The organism is Saccharopolyspora sp. 6V, from assembly GCF_020176785.1.
GTDB classification, from domain to species: domain Bacteria; phylum Actinomycetota; class Actinomycetes; order Mycobacteriales; family Pseudonocardiaceae; genus Saccharopolyspora_C; species Saccharopolyspora_C gregorii.
This window is the reverse complement of record NZ_JAIUKB010000038.1, coordinates 39450-54846: the sequence shown is the minus strand read 5'-3', so window position 1 is coordinate 54846 and position 15397 is coordinate 39450. Positions and strand designations below refer to the sequence as shown.

16 protein-coding genes are annotated in these 15397 nt (G+C 73.7%); 9 read left to right on the top strand and 7 right to left on the bottom strand.

The features are described 5' to 3' along the window. Window positions 1-509 precede the first annotated feature (509 nt). Together LCD35_RS08905 and LCD35_RS08900 are read left to right on the top strand one after the other, a co-directional pair. A complete protein-coding gene (locus LCD35_RS08905) occupies window positions 510-1193 on the top strand; it encodes a ferritin-like fold-containing protein (RefSeq protein WP_224956012.1) in 684 nt (227 codons plus the stop codon). A 98-nt stretch (window positions 1194-1291) separates the two neighbouring features. Continuing rightward, window positions 1292-1519: a DUF3107 domain-containing protein gene (locus tag LCD35_RS08900; RefSeq protein ID WP_224956011.1), complete on the top strand. Its 228-nt coding sequence runs from the start codon at window positions 1292-1294 to the stop codon at window positions 1517-1519. Between the two features lie 85 nt (window positions 1520-1604). On the opposite strand, the gene LCD35_RS08895 is transcribed toward LCD35_RS08900, so the two are convergent. Both LCD35_RS08895 and LCD35_RS08890 read right to left on the bottom strand, forming a co-directional pair. Beyond that, window positions 1605-1907 carry a DUF4873 domain-containing protein gene (locus LCD35_RS08895; protein ID WP_224956010.1) on the bottom strand — a complete coding sequence of 101 codons (303 nt, stop codon included), beginning with the start codon at window positions 1905-1907 and terminating at the stop codon, window positions 1605-1607. A gap of 17 nt (window positions 1908-1924) precedes the next feature. Next, window positions 1925-2665 (bottom strand): TetR/AcrR family transcriptional regulator, encoded by a 741-nt coding sequence (locus tag LCD35_RS08890; protein ID WP_224956009.1) that lies wholly within the window; start codon window positions 2663-2665, stop codon window positions 1925-1927. Between the two features lie 65 nt (window positions 2666-2730). On the opposite strand from LCD35_RS08890, the gene LCD35_RS08885 reads away from it, so the two are divergent. Next, window positions 2731-3630 (top strand): diiron oxygenase, encoded by a 900-nt coding sequence (locus LCD35_RS08885; RefSeq protein ID WP_224956008.1) that lies wholly within the window; start codon window positions 2731-2733, stop codon window positions 3628-3630. Between the two features lie 25 nt (window positions 3631-3655). Further along, the gene (locus tag LCD35_RS08880; RefSeq protein WP_224956007.1) at window positions 3656-4552 is read left to right on the top strand and encodes an alpha/beta fold hydrolase; all 897 of its coding nucleotides are present in this window, start codon (window positions 3656-3658) and stop codon (window positions 4550-4552) included. A gap of 64 nt (window positions 4553-4616) precedes the next feature. Here the strand turns inward: LCD35_RS08880 and LCD35_RS08875 are convergent, their stop codons facing one another. Continuing rightward, entirely contained in the window at window positions 4617-5240 is a 624-nt protein-coding gene (locus LCD35_RS08875) for a TetR/AcrR family transcriptional regulator (RefSeq protein ID WP_224956006.1), read from the bottom strand. Between the two features lie 129 nt (window positions 5241-5369). On the opposite strand from LCD35_RS08875, the gene LCD35_RS08870 reads away from it, so the two are divergent. The 5 genes from LCD35_RS08870 (at window position 5370) to LCD35_RS08850 (ending at window position 10804) form a co-directional block, all read left to right on the top strand. Then, on the top strand, window positions 5370-6377 hold the full coding sequence (locus tag LCD35_RS08870) for an alpha/beta fold hydrolase (protein ID WP_308011238.1): 1008 nt from the start codon (window positions 5370-5372) through the stop codon (window positions 6375-6377). 94 nt (window positions 6378-6471) lie between these two features. Then, window positions 6472-7518, top strand: coding sequence for a DUF3152 domain-containing protein (locus tag LCD35_RS08865; RefSeq protein ID WP_224956005.1), 1047 nt, complete (start codon window positions 6472-6474; stop codon window positions 7516-7518). Window positions 7519-7705: 187 nt separating this feature from the next. After that, window positions 7706-8890: an adenylyltransferase/sulfurtransferase MoeZ gene (moeZ, locus tag LCD35_RS08860; protein ID WP_224966098.1), complete on the top strand. Its 1185-nt coding sequence runs from the start codon at window positions 7706-7708 to the stop codon at window positions 8888-8890. Window positions 8891-9117: 227 nt separating this feature from the next. After that, on the top strand, window positions 9118-9915 hold the full coding sequence (locus tag LCD35_RS08855; RefSeq protein WP_224956003.1) for a TIGR02569 family protein: 798 nt from the start codon (window positions 9118-9120) through the stop codon (window positions 9913-9915). Window positions 9916-9958: 43 nt separating this feature from the next. Beyond that, window positions 9959-10804, top strand: a complete 846-nt coding sequence (locus LCD35_RS08850) for a uroporphyrinogen-III synthase (protein ID WP_224956002.1) — start codon at window positions 9959-9961, stop codon at window positions 10802-10804. A gap of 159 nt (window positions 10805-10963) precedes the next feature. On the opposite strand, the gene LCD35_RS08845 is transcribed toward LCD35_RS08850, so the two are convergent. From LCD35_RS08845 to LCD35_RS08830, 4 genes are all read right to left on the bottom strand, one after another. Beyond that, a complete protein-coding gene (locus LCD35_RS08845) occupies window positions 10964-11257 on the bottom strand; it encodes an MGMT family protein (protein WP_224956001.1) in 294 nt (97 codons plus the stop codon). Window positions 11258-11336: 79 nt separating this feature from the next. Beyond that, the gene (locus tag LCD35_RS08840; protein WP_224956000.1) at window positions 11337-11711 is read right to left on the bottom strand and encodes a DUF742 domain-containing protein; all 375 of its coding nucleotides are present in this window, start codon (window positions 11709-11711) and stop codon (window positions 11337-11339) included. Continuing rightward, complete coding sequence (locus tag LCD35_RS08835; protein ID WP_224955999.1) at window positions 11708-12121, bottom strand: roadblock/LC7 domain-containing protein; 414 nt, start codon at window positions 12119-12121, stop codon at window positions 11708-11710. Before LCD35_RS08835 ends, LCD35_RS08840 begins: the two co-directional genes overlap by 4 nt. Window positions 12122-12140: 19 nt before the next feature. Further along, on the bottom strand, window positions 12141-15182 hold the full coding sequence (locus LCD35_RS08830) for a nitrate- and nitrite sensing domain-containing protein (protein WP_224966099.1): 3042 nt from the start codon (window positions 15180-15182) through the stop codon (window positions 12141-12143). Between the last annotated feature and the right edge of the window lie 215 nt (window positions 15183-15397).

Sequence of the window (15397 nt, the reverse complement as noted above, 5' to 3'; positions counted from 1 at the left end):
CCGGCATGGTGGCCGCGTTCGAGCCGCGGCCGGCCGCGTTGTTCGCGTGCTGCATGCTCGTGGTCACCGGTGCGATGGTCGCGCGCCCCTGTTCGATCAGCGGTTGTCCGCTGCTGGTTCGGTCGGCATCGTGGTGCGGCTCACGCCGTCGCCCACGCCCCCGGCTGCTCCGGCCGATGAGCCGGGCACAGGTGGCGCCCGCGCCCGGGCCTCCCGCACGGACCCCGGGCGACCGGCTGCTCACGGGGTGGGACCGTGGCCCGCGTCGAGCCCTGCCGGGTCCCGCGCGGGGAGAGGGGTCCACTGCCGGTTGCCTGATGCCGCATGGCTTCTGCGTCCGCCAGGATACCTGGTCCGAACCGGATCGAGGTCGGCGATGTGCGATGAGCTTTCGCGGAACGTCCCGCACCACCAGCGGCGAGCTCCCGGAGCGCCCGTCGGCCGCCGCGCGTGTCGGCCCGTGCCGCTGCGCGGACCGGGCGCGCGGGGTGGCGGTTAAGGTGCCCGGTATGAGCGAGCTCGACCCCTCCGCCGCCGGATCCACCGACTCCACCACCTACGCCGAGGGGGTCGTGGACCTGCTGGCCGCGCTCGCCTACGGCGAGCTGTCCGCCTTCGACCGGCTCGCCGAGGACGCCCGCACCGCGCCCACCCTGTCGGGCCGGGCCGCGCTGGCCAGCATGGCCGCCGCCGAGATCGGCCACTACCGGATGCTGGACGACGCGCTCGCCCGCCGCGGGGTCGCGGTGGACGAGGTGATGGCCCCGTTCGCCGAGCCCTTCGACGCGTTCAACGCCTCGACCGCCCCGCACTCGTGGCTGGAGTCGCTGGTGAAGGCGTACGTGGGTGACGGGCTCGCGGCCGACTTCTACCGCGAGGTCGCGGAGTGGCTGGACGATTCGACGCGGACGCTGGTGCTGGACGTGCTGGCCGACACCGGGCACTCCGCGTTCGCCGAGCGCGAGGTGCTGGCGGCCTGCGCCGAGGACCGCTCGCTGCGGGACAAGCTGACGCTGTGGGGCCGCAGGCTGCTGGGCGAGGCGGTCACCCAGGCGCAGCGCGTGGTGGCCGAGCGGGACGCGCTCGCCGAACTGATCATCACCGGGTCGGGCGATCTCACCGGCATCGTCGCGCTGTTCCGCCGCTTGCAGAACAACCACACGAAGCGGATGGCGCGGCTGGGCCTGGGCTGACGGGTTCCCGATGTTCGCCACCGGCGAAGGCGGGTCCGGCGTGGACTGGGATAACCTCTCGGACGTACGCATCGGTTCGCGAATTGTGGAGGTCAAGCGTGGAGGTCAAGATCGGCGTCGTGGACAGCCCGCGTGAGCTCACCGTGGCCAGCGGTCAGTCCTCGGCCGAGGTCGAGTCGCTGGTGGCCGACGCGCTGAAGACCACCGACGGGGTGCTGTCGCTGACCGACGAGAAGGGCCGGCGCTACCTGGTGCCCGCCGCCAAGCTGGCCTACGTCGAGATCGGCCCCTCGGAATCCCCGCGGGTCGGCTTCGGCGTCCAGTGATCTGCCGCGATGCCCCCGGCCGGAGAGCGCTCCGCCGGGGGCATCGTCGTGCCCGGGGTCGTCCACATCGGACTTCGGGGTTCCGTCAGAACGGCGGTCGGCCCACGCCGGTGATGCGGTAGCGGTGCCACGGGTCCGGCTCGGACAGGCTGCCCGCCGCCTCGCCGCGCGTGGTGCGCACCACGACCTCGGTCCGGCGCCCGGCCGCGAGCTCGGCGACCGCGTCGTCCGCGGCGACCCGGCCGTACCAGTGGAAGCGGCCGTCGATCGGCTGGAAGTGCCCGCGCAGCACCACCGACACCGGGACCTCGCGTTCGGCGGTGAACAGCACCGCCTCGCCCTCGTACTCCTCGTCGGGGCCTGCGTCGACGGTGGTCTCCTCGGACATGGTCGCTCCTTCCGCGGTCAGCTCCCGCCGCCGGTGTCGGTGATCAGCCGCAGGCCGGTGCTCGGCTCCAGCGGCTCGTCCGGGTCGAGCACGATGCCGCCGGAGCGCAGCACCCCGTCGATGGCGTGCCAGATGATGCGGGTCAGGTAGTCGGTGAGGTCGTCCCGGCTCATCGACTGCCGCTCCAGCCACCAGTCGCCGCTGGCCTGCACCATGCCGACGAGGCCGTGCGCCCACGGCTCCACGCCGCCGGAGTCCAGGCCCAGCGCGCGCAGGTACTCGCCGAGCAGCCGGGACAGCGAGTTCGCGATCTCCGTCTTCTCCGCGGTGACCGGGTCGGAGCGCACCGGCTTGTCGGTGAAGGTGCGGCGCACGACGAACCGGTACAGGTCCGGGTACTGCTCCAGGACGCCGAGGTAGGCGTCGAGCATCCGGCGGATGCGCTCGTTGGGGCTGCCGTCGGCGGCGATCTCGGGGGCGAGCCGCCGCATCAGCAGTTCGGTGCCCCATTCGCCGACGGCGACGTAGAGGTCGCTCTTGTCGTGGAAGTGCCGGTACAGCACGGGTTTGCTGACGCCGGCCTCGGCGGCGATCTCGTCCATGCCGACGTCGGCGCCGTGCTGGCCGATGGCGCGCACGGTGGCTTCGACGAATTCGGCGCGGCGGGCTTCGCGGTGCTCCCGCCAGCGCTCCCGGCGGGCGTCGCCGCGCGGCGGTGGGTCCGGGACGACCTTGACAGGCCGGGTGTGGTGGCTCACGCTACCCAAGGTAGCTGTTACTAGAAGTAACATGCAATGCCGGTGGCAGCCAGGGAGGCCCCGAGATGACCAGGACCGCGCAGGTGAACGACCGGGAGAAGACCGCCGCCCGGCTGCTGAAGTCGTCGGCGAAGAACAGCTACGACCCCGAGGTCGACATCGACTGGGACGCGCCGCTGCTCGACGACGCCCCCTACATCCCGTTCCACCGCAGCAGCCTCTACGGCACGGACCTGTGGGAACGCCTCGACCGGGCGCAGCGCGTCGAGCTGACCAAGCACGAGTTCGCCAGCATCGCCTCCAACGGCCTGTGGTTCGAAGTGCTGCTGATGCAGATCCTGCTCAAGGAGTTCTACGACTCCGACCCGCGCACCGACCACGCGCACTACGCGCTCACCGAGATCGCCGACGAGTGCAGGCACTCCACCATGTTCGGCAAGGCCGTCCGCCGCGTCGGCGCCCCCGCCTACGGGCCGGTGCCGCTGCTGCGCCAGGCCGGGCGGGTGCTGCCCGCGATCCTCAAGGGGCCCTCCGCGTACGCCGCGATCCTCGTCGCCGAGGAGATCCTGGACCGCTTCCAGCGCGACCAGATGAACGACGAGTCCGTGCAGCCGCTGGTGCGCATGGTCAACCGCATCCACGTGCTCGAAGAGGCGCGGCACGTCACCTTCGCCCGCGAGGAGGTGGTCCGGCGGATGGCCGGGTGCGGCCCGGCCGAACGCGCCTGGCACCAGTTCGCGACCGCGCTGGTCTCCTACGCGATCTGCTTCAGCCTGATCAACCCGCGGGTGTACGCGGCCGTCGGCCTGCGGCCCAGGGACGCGCACGCCGCGGCGTGGCGGAACCCGCACTTCCAGCACACCCTGCACTGGGGTGGCGAGAAGATCATGGGCTTCCTGGACGAGGCGGGCCTGATCGGCGGGCCCGGCATGCCCTTCTGGCGCAAGTCGTTCCTCATCCGCTGACCCCTCCTCCCAGAACAGGACCGCCATGACCACCACCGCCTCCGGCGCGGACACGAGCACCTTCACCACCGGCGACGGCGTCCGGCTCCGGGTGCACGAGCACGGCCCCGCCGACGCGGGCAGCACGCTGCTGCTCGTGCACGGCTGGACCCTCACCACGCACACCTGGGACCGGGTCATCGACGAAGTGCTGCACCAGGCGGACGTCCGGGTGCTGCGGTTCGACCTGCGCGGGCACGGCGAATCCGATCCGGCGCCCGCGGGCTCGGCCACCATCGAGCGCTGCGCCGACGACGTCGCCGAGCTCATCGAGCAGCGGGTGCCCACCGGGCCGATCGTGCTCGCCGGGCACTCCATGGGCGGCATGACGATCATGGCCCTGGCCGAGCGGCACCCGGAGCTGTTCGCGGCGCGGATCGCCGGCGCCGCACTCGTCGCCACCTCCAGCGGCGACCTGGTCGCACCCACCCTCGGCCTGCCCGCGCCGGTCGCGGCCGTCGCGAACCGCGCCGAGCTCGGCGTGCGCGGCCTGCTGGCGAAGGCGGGCGGCGGACGGCTGGCGCGGAACTCCCGGCCGCTGCGGCCCGGCATGCGCTGGCTGCTGTTCGGCGGTTCTCCGGCCGCGGAGGACGTCGCCGCCACCGCCGACTGGGTCGCGGCCTGCCACCCCGCGAGCCTCGCCGGGTTCCGCGCCTCGCTCGCCGAGCACGACCGGGTGCACGCGCTCGCCGCGCTGCGGGACATCCCCGTCGTGGTGCTCGCCGGGCTCAAGGACCGGCTGTGCCCGCTGCCGCACGCCCGGCGCATCGCCGACGCGCTGCCGGACGCGCGCCTGCTGCTCTACTCCGGCGCCGGGCACATGCTGCCGCTGGAGCGCACCGACGAGGTCGCCGACCGCATCGTCGAGCTGATCCCCGGCTGAGCGGGACCGCGCCCGCGCCGGATGAACGGCCCGCTCGACCTCGGTCGGGCGGGCCGTCCGCGGCTCAGCCGTTCTGGAGGGGGAAGCCGGAGAGGCCCTTCCACGCCAGCGTCGTGATCAGCGTGATCGCCTCGTCGCGGCGCACCGACTCGGTCTCGTCCAGCCAGTAGCGCGCGGTCACCTGGCTCAGCCCCACCAGGCCGAACGCCAGCAGCCGCGCCCGCTCCGGGTCGAGGCCCGCGTCCGCGGTGACGGCCTCGGCGACCGCGTCCACGCAGTCCGACAGCGCGCCGTCCACCGCCTTGTCCACCGACGGCTCCCCGCGCAGGTCCGATTCGAAGACGAGCCGGAACGCCTGCCCCTCGCCGTCGACGAACTCGAACAGCGCGCCGACCGCCGCGCGCACCCGCTGCTTGTTGTCCGGAGTGGTCTCGATCGCCTGCCGGACCCGGCGCACCAGCTCGCCGCCGTGCATCTCCACCAGCGCCAGGTACAGCTCCAGCTTGCCGGGGAAGTGCTGGTAGAGGACGGGTTTGCTGACGCCCGCGTGCTCGGCGATGTCGTCCATCGCGGCCGCGTGGTAGCCGTTGGTGACGAACACGTGCTGGGCAGCGGTGAGCAGTTGTGCCCGGCGGGCGTCGCGGGGCAGCCGAACGCCCCTGCTCGGCTGCGCGGCGGTCTCCGTCATGCCTGCCTCCACCCGTCCTTCCGTCACGTGCTGGGCTTCTCCAGCCGGGAAGCACAACCTTACTCGCCGGTAAAGGCCGTTCTCGACCTCATCCGGCGCCGCGTCGCACTCCCGGGGCATGCTGAAACCATGCGGACGAGCCCGCGACACCTCGACGCGGCGGCACCCGGCGGCGGGCTGACCAGGGTTCCGCTCCGGCTCGGCGCCGTCCCGGCGCGGTTGCCCGGCGTGCCGTCGCCCGGCAGGCACGTGCCGTTGATCACCGAATCCGGTCCGTTGCGGGTGCACGTCCGCGAGACGGGCGGGCCGGGCGCGGAGACCGCCGTCTACCTGCACGGACTCGCCGGATCCGCCTCGAACTGGACGGACCTCGCGGCGGCGCTCGCGCCGAACCTGCGCGGCCTCGCCGTGGACCTGCCCGGGTTCGGGCGCTCGGTGCCGCCGGACCGCTTCGACTACTCCGGCGAGCAGCACGCGCACGTGGTGATCCGGCTGCTGGAGGAGTCCGGGGCCGGCGCGGTTCACCTGGTGGGCAACTCCTTCGGCGGAGCGGTGGCGGTGCTCGTCGCCGCGCACCGGCCGGACCTGGTGGCCTCGCTGACGCTGATCTCCCCGGCCGTGCCCGACCTGCGCCCGGACCCGCGGCGGATGTCGGACCCGCGCATCCCGCTGACCCGGCTGCCGCTGCTCGGCCCGGCGGTGCGCCGCAGGCTGGCCGCGGTACCGCCGGGGGAGCGGGCCCGGCGGCTGCTGGAGCTGTGCTTCGCCGAGCCGGGCGCGGTGCCCGCGGACCGGTTGGACGCCGTCGTCGAGGAGTTCCGGGAGCGCGCCGGGTTCGACTGGGCCGAGGCCGCGCTGGACCGCACCACGACCGGGCTGGTCCGCTCCTGGCTCGCGCCGCCGTGGCGCTCCCCGTGGCGGCTGCTGCCGCTGGTGCAGGCCCCGAGCCTGGTGGTGTGGGGCGCCGCCGACCGCGTCGTCGGCGTCCGCAAGGCGCCGCGCACCGCCCGCGAGCTGCGGCGCGGACGGCTGCTGGTGCTGCCGCGCACCGGGCACGTCGCCCAGCTGGAGCGGCCGCGGGTGGTGGCCGCGGCGGTGCTCGGCATGCTCGACGAGGTCGAACTCGGGCATTGGTGACCAGCCGCCCCGAAACGGGTGATCTTCGAATCGGCGGCGGATCCCGCTGGCCACAGCCTCGTTGGCCACGATCGTGCTGTGGCAGGCTTGTACCGTGCCGCGCCCCCCGAGACGACCCCGTGACGCCGCCGCAGGCCGTTCGGACCCGGCGGGCGGTTCCGCCGCCCCCCACGCGCGCCGCACGCCCCGCCCCGACGAACCGCTGGCGGCCTCGTGGCGGCCGTTCGACGAGCGCGACTACGACCTGGACGAGCCGGAACCGCCGCGGCGCACGCGGAACGGGGCCTGGTCGCTGTACGGCTGGCGGATCTACGCGGTCCCGCTGCTGGTGGTGGTCACCGCGCTGGCCGTGTTCCAGTCCGTCGACCCGGACGCCCAGCAGCTCGGCGAGGGCGGCACCTCGCACCTGCGGGCACCGGACGTGCCGGAGGCCCCGGTCGTGACCGAGGCGCCGCCCGGCCGGACCTACCGCGCGGACATGTTCTCCGCCGAACTCCCGCCGGGCTCCCCGGTGCCGGAGGTCGGCGGGCGCACCTTCACCGTGCTGCCCGGCACCTCGCCGAAGGTCGGCACCGGCGGCGACCTGTACCGCTACACCGTGGAGGTCGAGGTCGGGGTGAAGCTCGCGGAGGGCAACGACTCGTTCGCCCAGCTCACCCAGGAGACCCTCGCCGACCCGCGCAGCTGGACCAACCCGGAGGCGGGCGACATCGCGCTGCAGCGGGTGGACGGCTCGGCGTCCCCGGACTTCCGGGTGACGCTGGTCAGCCAGAACACGGCGCGGGAGATCTGCGGCTACGGCAGCGGGTTGCCGTTCGACACGTCCTGCCGGATCTCCGACCGGGTCTACATCAACGCGGCCCGCTGGGTGCGCGGCGCGGTCGCCTTCGAGGGCGACATCGGCACCTACCGGCGGTACGCGATCAACCACGAGGTGGGCCACGTCTTCGGCAACGGGCACGTGCCGTGCGGGGAGCAGGGCGGCTTGGCGCCGGTGATGATGCAGCAGACGTTCAGCACGTCGAACAACGAGCTGCACGAACTGAACAAGGCGGTGCCGCAGGGTACCGAGATCCCCGCCGACGGCTTCGTCTGCAAGTACAACGCCTGGCCGTTCCCCGTCGGCGGATCAGGCAGCTGAGGCGGGTGCGCTCGACCACTCCGTTCCCGCATGGTGGGAGTAGTTTGGGAAGCGGGAAGACCATCCGCCACTCTGGCGTTGCACCTTCCGCGCCCGTCCGGCCCCGCCGAACTCGGGCGCGGACGCTCGTCGTGCTCGCGCCAGCGGGTGAACGACGAGGTGAGGACCACTGAGGAGGAGCTGGGAGATGTCCGGCGATTCAGCCCAGGCAACGACGCTACCGCCGCTCGTCGAGCCGGCGGCGGAGTTGACCAAGGAAGAGGTCGCGCGCTACAGCCGCCACCTGATCATCCCGGATGTCGGGATGGACGGGCAGAAGCGGCTGAAGAACGCGAAGGTCCTGGTGATCGGCGCCGGTGGGCTCGGCAGCCCCGCGCTGCTGTACCTGGCCGCGGCCGGGGTCGGCACCATCGGCATCGTCGAGTTCGACGCCGTCGACGAGTCGAACCTGCACCGCCAGGTCATCCACGGCCAGTCCGACCTGGGCAGGCCGAAGGCGGAGTCGGCGCGCGACTCGATCGCCGAGATCAACCCGTTCGTCCAGGTCAACCTGCACCAGGTGCACCTGTCCTCGGACAACGCGCTGGGCATCTTCGCCGACTACGACCTGATCCTGGACGGCACCGACAACTTCGCGACCCGCTACCTGGTGAACGACGCGGCGGTGCTGTCCGGCAAGCCCTACGTGTGGGGCTCGATCTTCCGGTTCGAAGGCCAGGTCAGCGTGTTCTGGGAGGAGAAGGGCCCGAACTACCGGGACCTCTATCCCGAGCCGCCGCCGCCCGGGATGGTGCCGTCCTGCGCCGAGGGCGGCGTGCTGGGCGTGCTGTGCGCCTCCATCGGTTCGATCATGGCCACCGAGGCGGTCAAGCTGATCACCGGCATCGGCGAGACGCTGCTCGGGCGCCTGATGATCTACGACGCGCTGGAGATGAGCTACCGCACCGTCAAGATCCGCAAGGACCCGAACGCGACGAAGATCACCGAGCTGATCGACTACGAAGCGTTCTGCGGCGTCGTCTCGGACGACGCGCAGCAGGCCGCGGTGAACAGCACGATCACTCCGCGTGAGCTCAAGGAGAAGTTCGACCGCGGCGACAAGTTCGAGCTGATCGACGTCCGGGAGCCGCACGAGTACGAGATCGTCAAGATCGACGGATCCACGCTCATCCCGAAGGACCGCATCCTGTCCGGCGCCGCGCTGGCGGAACTGCCGCAGGACCGGCAGATCGTGCTGCACTGCAAGTCCGGCGGCCGCTCCGCCGAGGCGCTCGCCGCGCTGCACAAGGCCGGGTTCTCGGACGCGGTCCACGTCGGTGGCGGTGTCCTCGGATGGGCGAACGAGGTCGACCCGAGCCTGCCGACCTACTGATCGACCCCGCCGCCCGCGTCCGGGCGGTGCGCGGTGGCCGAGCCACCGCGCGAAGAACGGCGACATTCCCTGCTCAGCGCAGGTGGTACCGGCCCGGCCCCCGCACACGAGGGGGCCGGGCCGGTCGTCGTCGGGCCGCGCCGCCGCCCGGTTCACGATTTCCCCCGGACCATGATCTGCGGAGCGCCTGACCCCCATTCGGGGATCTCCGATGTAGCGTCTGCGCCGTGACTGGAACTCCGGAGCCGCCCCCGTCGCACGTACGAGCGGCGTTCGGTGCGCGCGGGGAGGACGCCGAACTGCTCAACGGCGGCGTCGCCTGGCGTTGCGGCGAGGTCGTGCTCAAACCGGCCGCGAACACCGCCGAAGCCGCCTGGGTGGCGCAGACCCTGGACCTGCTGGAACCGGACGAGGTGCGGGTCGGCAGACCGGTCCGCTCCACCGACGGCCGCTGGGTGGTCTCCGGCTGGTCCGCGAGCCGCGACATCACCGGACGGCCGGAACCGCGGCACGACGAGGTCGTCGCCATGTCGCTGCGGCTGCACGCGGCGAGCAGCGTGCTCACCCGGCCCCGGTTCCTCGACGCGCGGCAGGACATCTACGCGCTCGCGGACCGGATGTCGTGGGGCGAGGAGGACTACCCGCTGCCGCTGGACAAGGGCGGCCGGCTCTACGACGTGCTCGCCGGATCGCGGCGCCGCACCCAGCTGCGCCCGCAGGTGGTGCACGGCGACCTGTTCGGCAACGTGCTGTTCGCGGGCAACGCCCCGCCCGGCATCATCGACTTCTCCCCGTTCTGGCGGCCCGCGGAGTGGGCGGCGGCGGTCGCGGTGATCGACGCGCTGTCCTGGGGCGGCTCGGACGCGGCGATCGTGGAGCGCTGGTCGCACCTGACGGACTGGCCGCAGGCGCTGCTGCGCGCGCTGCTGTTCCGGCTCGCGGTGCACGCGCTGCACCCGCGGTCCACCACGGCCTCGCTGGGCGGGCTGGAGCACGCGTCGCAGATGGTGCTCGAAGTGCTCTGACCCGCCCCGGCGCGCCCGCCCGCGCGCATGTGACGATGGTGCGGTGGCAGAGGACGTCGAGGACACCGAACCGCTGCGCGGGTTCACCGCGGGCATCACCGCCGAGCGCAAGGCGGCGGAGCTGGGCGCGCTGCTGGCCCGCCGCGGCGCCCGGGTGCGCTACGGCGCGGCGATGCACACCGTCCCGGTCGGCGACGACGCCGAGCTGACCGCGGCGACCGAAGCGGTGCTGGCCCGGCCGGTGCAGCACGTGGTCGCGGTGACCGGCAGCGGGTTCGGCGGCTGGATCGAGTCGGCTCGGGCGCGCGGCGCGGGGGAGCGGCTGCTGGCGCACCTCGGCTCGGCGGAACTGCTGGCGCGGGGCGCGAAGGCGCGCGGCGCGATCCGCGGCGCCGGGCTGCGCGAGAGCTACACGGCGCCGACCGAGGAGGTCGCCGACGTGCTCGACCGGCTGCTCGCGCAGGGCGTGGCCGGGGCGCGGGTCGTGGTGCAGCTGCACGGCGATCCGATGACCGACTTCCGGGAGCGGCTGCGCGCGGCGGGCGCCGAGGTGCTGCCGATCGTGGTGTACCGCTGGACCGACCCGGTCGACCTCGGGCCGCTGGACGCGCTGATCGACGCGGTGATCGACGGCGAGGTGCGGGTGCTGCCGCTGACGAGCGCGCCCGCCGCGACGAACTTCCTGGCGCGGGCGCGGCGGACCGGCCGCGGCGAGGCGCTGCTGGCGGCGCTGCGGACGAACGTGCTCATCGCCTGCGTCGGCCCGGTCACGGCGGCCCCGATCGCCCGCGAAGACCTGCCGCACGTGCTGCCGGAGCGCGCCCGGACCGCGGCCCTGGTCCGCCTGATCGCGGACGAGGCACCCCGCTTCGCCCGCGGCGACGGCTGATCCCGCGGCGCTCGATCCACCTCGGCGGTTGACCCTGCGGCCGATCCACTGCGGCGGTCGGTCCACGGGGCGGTCGGCGCTGCGACGGCCCGACTACTGCGGCGGCCGGTCCACCGGGACGGCTGATCCCGCGGCGCTCGGTCCCGGCGGCGCGGACGATCAGGCCGGGCCGGACCAGCGGTAGCGGCGCATGTTGACGCGCGGGCCGTCGGCGAGCACGCCCTCCGCCCGCAGCAGCTCCAGCTGGCGCCTGCGGAGGTGCTCGGCGGTCCTGCCGTCGGAGCGCAGCACCCGGTGCCAGGGGATGTCGGCACCGTCCTCGGCGAGGATCCGGCCGACCAGCCGCGCGGAGCGCAGACCGGCCAGCTCCGCGACGTCGCCGTAGCCGAGCACCGATCCGGCGGGGATGGAGACGACCACGGCCCGCACCCGTTCCAAGGTTTCCTCGTCCACCCGGGCAGTCTCGCAGAGCAACGGGCCCGGCAGGACCAGGTGATCGGAGCGGCGGGCCGGCGCCGGGGAGCAGCCGCTATTACAAGCGGCGAATGCCATCGAGCACGGCCTGCAGCAGGTCGTGGTCCGGTGGGCGCTGCGGGGTCAGCGGAACGCTCAGCGCACCCTCGTCGAGCAGGTCCGAGACCAGGACCTTCGCCACCACCACCGGGATCTCCAGCGCCGCGGCCAGGTCGGCGATCGACCTCGGCCGCGCGCACAGCAGCAGGATCCGCTCCCGGTCGGCGTCCCACTCGGCCGCGTCGTCCGGTTCCGGGACCGCGACGACGAGGGTGCCGCGGTCCAGCTCGGCGGCGGCCGCGCGGGTGCGGCCGCGGGTCATCGCGTACGGGCGCACGAGCGGGCCGGCGGCGCTGTCGCGCCACCCGTCCCCGCCCGTCCGCCGCGAGGTCACGTCGCCGTCGGCGTCAGCCGGGAGCGGGGTGCGGACTCGATGGCCCGGCCCGCCCGCTGGACGAACAGGTTGATCTCGTAGGCGATGAGGCCCACGTCGGCGTGCTCCTCGCCCAGCAGCGCGAGGCAGGAACCGTTGTCGGCGGCGGTGACGAACAGGAACGCGTGATCCATCTCCACCACGGTCTGCCGGATGCAGCCGCCGCCGAACCGGCGACCGGTGCCGCGCGCCAGCCCGTGCAGCGCGGACGCCGTCGCCGCCAGCGCCTCGGCGTCCACAGCGGACAGTTCCGGCGAGTGCTCGACCACCAAGCCGTCGGTGGAGAGCACGACGGCGTGGCGGGCCCCCGCGACTCGGCCGACCAGATCACCCAGCAACCGGCCCAGCTCGAAGTCGGTCGTGGTGCTCATGTCCTGCACTGCGCATCCCTCACTCATCGGTCGTGCCCGAGTCCGGGTCGGTCTTGCGGCCGCGGTCGGTGCCGCGCTGGATCGCCGACATCAGGGACCTGATCTCCGCGGCGGAGCGGGATCCCGCTGTCGACGCGTCCTCCTCTTCGGGTCGTTCGCGGGCCAGCTCGGGGGCGAGGCTGGCCTTCTTGCGGCGGCGCGGCAGCGGGACCGGTGGAGCGCCCGGTTCCGCGGCGCCGTCCGCTCCAGTGTCGTCGGTCGTGGCCTGGTCCGCGTCGGTGGCGCCGGAGGGCGCGGGGCCGGTGATCGACCGATGCCCGGTGGGATCGGTGATCGCCGGATCCGGGTCTTCCGGCCAGGTGACCGGATCCGCGTCGCCGGCGGGTTCCTCGGTCGGCCATGCCGCGTCGAACGCCGGTTCGGCGTGTTGCCCGGGCTCGATCGGTTCCCCTCCGTCCGCACGGTAGCCGCGCTCCGGCGGGGAGTCGTCGCCCGAAGCGGTGACTTCGGTTGACCTCTCGGGTGGCGTTCGTTCCAGCGTCGCGGAGTCGTCGGCGCGGGTGCCCGCTAGGTCCGGATCCTCCGCGTCGGACGGCCAGGGATGCTCGTCGGAGTCCGCGGCCGCCGGGGTTCCTCCCGCGGCGGGAGCGTCTTCGCCGTCCCGGGAGCCGGGGGCGGGGTTCGCGGTGGCCGGATCGACGTCCTCCGGGTCCGGGGCCGCCGCCTCCGCCGCGGTCGAGTCCTCGGGCCCGGATTCGTCGGCGGCGCGGTCGTCGGCGGCCGGGCCGGCATCGGGGTGTTCTGCCGTCGGGAACGCCGGATCGGTGCTCTCGGCGTCGGCGGTGGTCGTGCCGACGGGGTCGGCGTCCGCCGCGCTGCCGGTGGATTCCGCCGCGGCCGCGCCGGAATCCGGTCCGGAGACCTCGTCCGACCGCGCGTCCGCGGTGTTCGCGACGCTGGTGCGCGCGGTCTCGGCGTCCGCGGGCCAGGCGTCCGCGGGCAGCGCCGTCTCGAAGCCGGTGTCCGCGAGCTCGATCGCCCCGGCGGTCGCCGCTTCCTCCGCGCGGATCCGCGGGAGCTGCGAGGTGTGCGCCTCCGCCGGGTCCGGCTCGACCGGTTCCACGATGAGCTTCGACGGCAGCAGCACGACCGCCCGCGTCCCGCCGTAGGCGGAGGTGCGCAGCTCCACCGAGATCTCGTGCCGGTCCGCCAGCCGCGCCACCACGAACAGCCCGAGCCTGCTGTCGGAGCGCAGCGCCATCGCGTCGAACTCCGGCGGCCCGGACAGCATCGCGTTCGCCGCCTCCAGGTCCTCGTCGGCGAGGCCGAGCCCGCGGTCCTCCACCTCGACGACGACGCCGCGGGCCACGGTGTGGCTGTGGATGTTCACCCGGGATTCCGGCGGGGAGAACGAGGTGGCGTTGTCCAGCAGCTCCGCCAGCAGGTGCACGGTGTCGGCGACCGCGTCGCCGTGCAGCGCCAGGTCCGGCGGCCGCTGCACCCGCACCCGCGCGTAGTGCTTGGTCTCGGCGACGGCGCTGCGCAGCACGTCGGCGAGCTCGATGGGGCGGGACCAGCGGCGGCCCGGCCGGCCACCGCCCAGGATGATCAGGTTCTCGGCGTTGCGCCGCGCCCGGGTGGCGAGGTGGTCCAGGCCGAACAGCAGCGCCATCCGGTCCGGGTCCTGCTCCTCGCGCTCCAGCCGGTCGATCGTGGTGAGCAGCCGGTGCACCAGCGCCTGGCTGCGCCCGGCGATGCCGAGGAACACGGTGTGCACGCCTTCGCGGGCCTGCGCCTCCTGCACCGCCGCGGACACGGCGGTGCGCTGCGCGGTGTTGAAGGCCTCGGCGACCTGACCGATCTCGTCGCGGCCGTAGTCGAGGTGGGCGACTTCGCGATCGAGGTCGACGCGTTCACCGCGGCGCAGCCGGGCCACGATCTCCGGGAGCTGCCCGTCGGCCAGCACCAGCGTGTCGTCGCGCAAGCCGTTGAGCCGCCGGGACAGCCCGCGGGACACCCGCAGCGCGACGAGGATCGCCGCCAGCACCACCAGCAGCGCGAGCACGCTGCCCACGGCCACCTGGAGCAGGTTGCGGTCCCCGGCCTCCATCCCGGCCGCGGCGGTGCGCTGCGCCTGGGTGGAGGCAAGCGTGGTGAGGTCGTCGGCGACGAGGTCGCTGGTGATCAGCCAGTCGTTCACGTCGATCGACGGCGGCCCCGCGACGGACGGGTCCGAATCGGACCACGGCCCGAGCGCGACGAGCTGCTCCTCCAGCTCGGCGAGGTGCCGGAACTGCGGGGCGGAGGTGATCTCGGTGTACCGGGCCCGCACGCCCGGCGGCGCCGAGTCGGCCTGGGACCGCAGTTCCAGGTGGTAGGCACCGCTGAGCCGGGTGAACTCCAGGTGGTCGGCGGCGGTGAAGGTGCCGCCGCGCAGCCCGTCGGTGACCAGCGAGGCGGCCCGGGACATCCGGTCGGCGGCGGTGAAGAACCCGGCCGCGCGCAGCCCGCCCTGGGTGACCGTCGAGTCGGGGAACAACCGCGCCTGCTGCTCGAACAGCGCGGACCCGGCGTCGACGAACCCGTTGTAGTAGCCGTGGATCCGCGCCCGGTCGGTCTGCGCACCGTCCACTTCGGCCCGGATCACGGGTAGTTCGGCGATGATCCCGTCGAGCGAGCGCATCCGGTCGGCGACCGCGTCCGGCGCCTGCTGGAGCGTCGGGTCGGCGGCTTCGCGCATCGCGGTCAGCGCCCCGTCGGTGGCGGCGCGCTGCCGGTCGAGCCGGTCGCGCACCGAGCCGGGCGCGGCCTGGTCCGGCGCGGTCGCGTACAGCAGGCTCAGCGTGCGTTCCTTCTGCGCCGAGGCCAGGACCCGCATCGCGGGCAGCGACACGTCGCGCACCCCGGCGGCGATGCCGCGCAGGTGGAACCCGTCGTAGAGGGTGACGCCGCTGATCGTCGTCCACAGCACCAGCAGCGCGATGCCGGGGATGAGGACCACGCCGTAGAGGCGGTCGCGGATGCTGCGGCGGCCCTTGCGCCAGTCATCGAGCTTCTGCACTACGTCCCACCCGTGTGTGCCGGTGCCCGCGACGAGGCGCGTCGCGGTGGTCTCGGCGGCGTGCGAGGCACCGACGCCGTCCTGAGCGGACGTCGTGCTGAGGGAGACGGGTTCGCGGGGCGTGGCGATCGGACGCGCGGCCCGGTGTCCCCCGACTTCGCTGTTCCCGCATGAAACCGCCGCGATGATAGCACGGCAAGATCAACTGGGGGGAC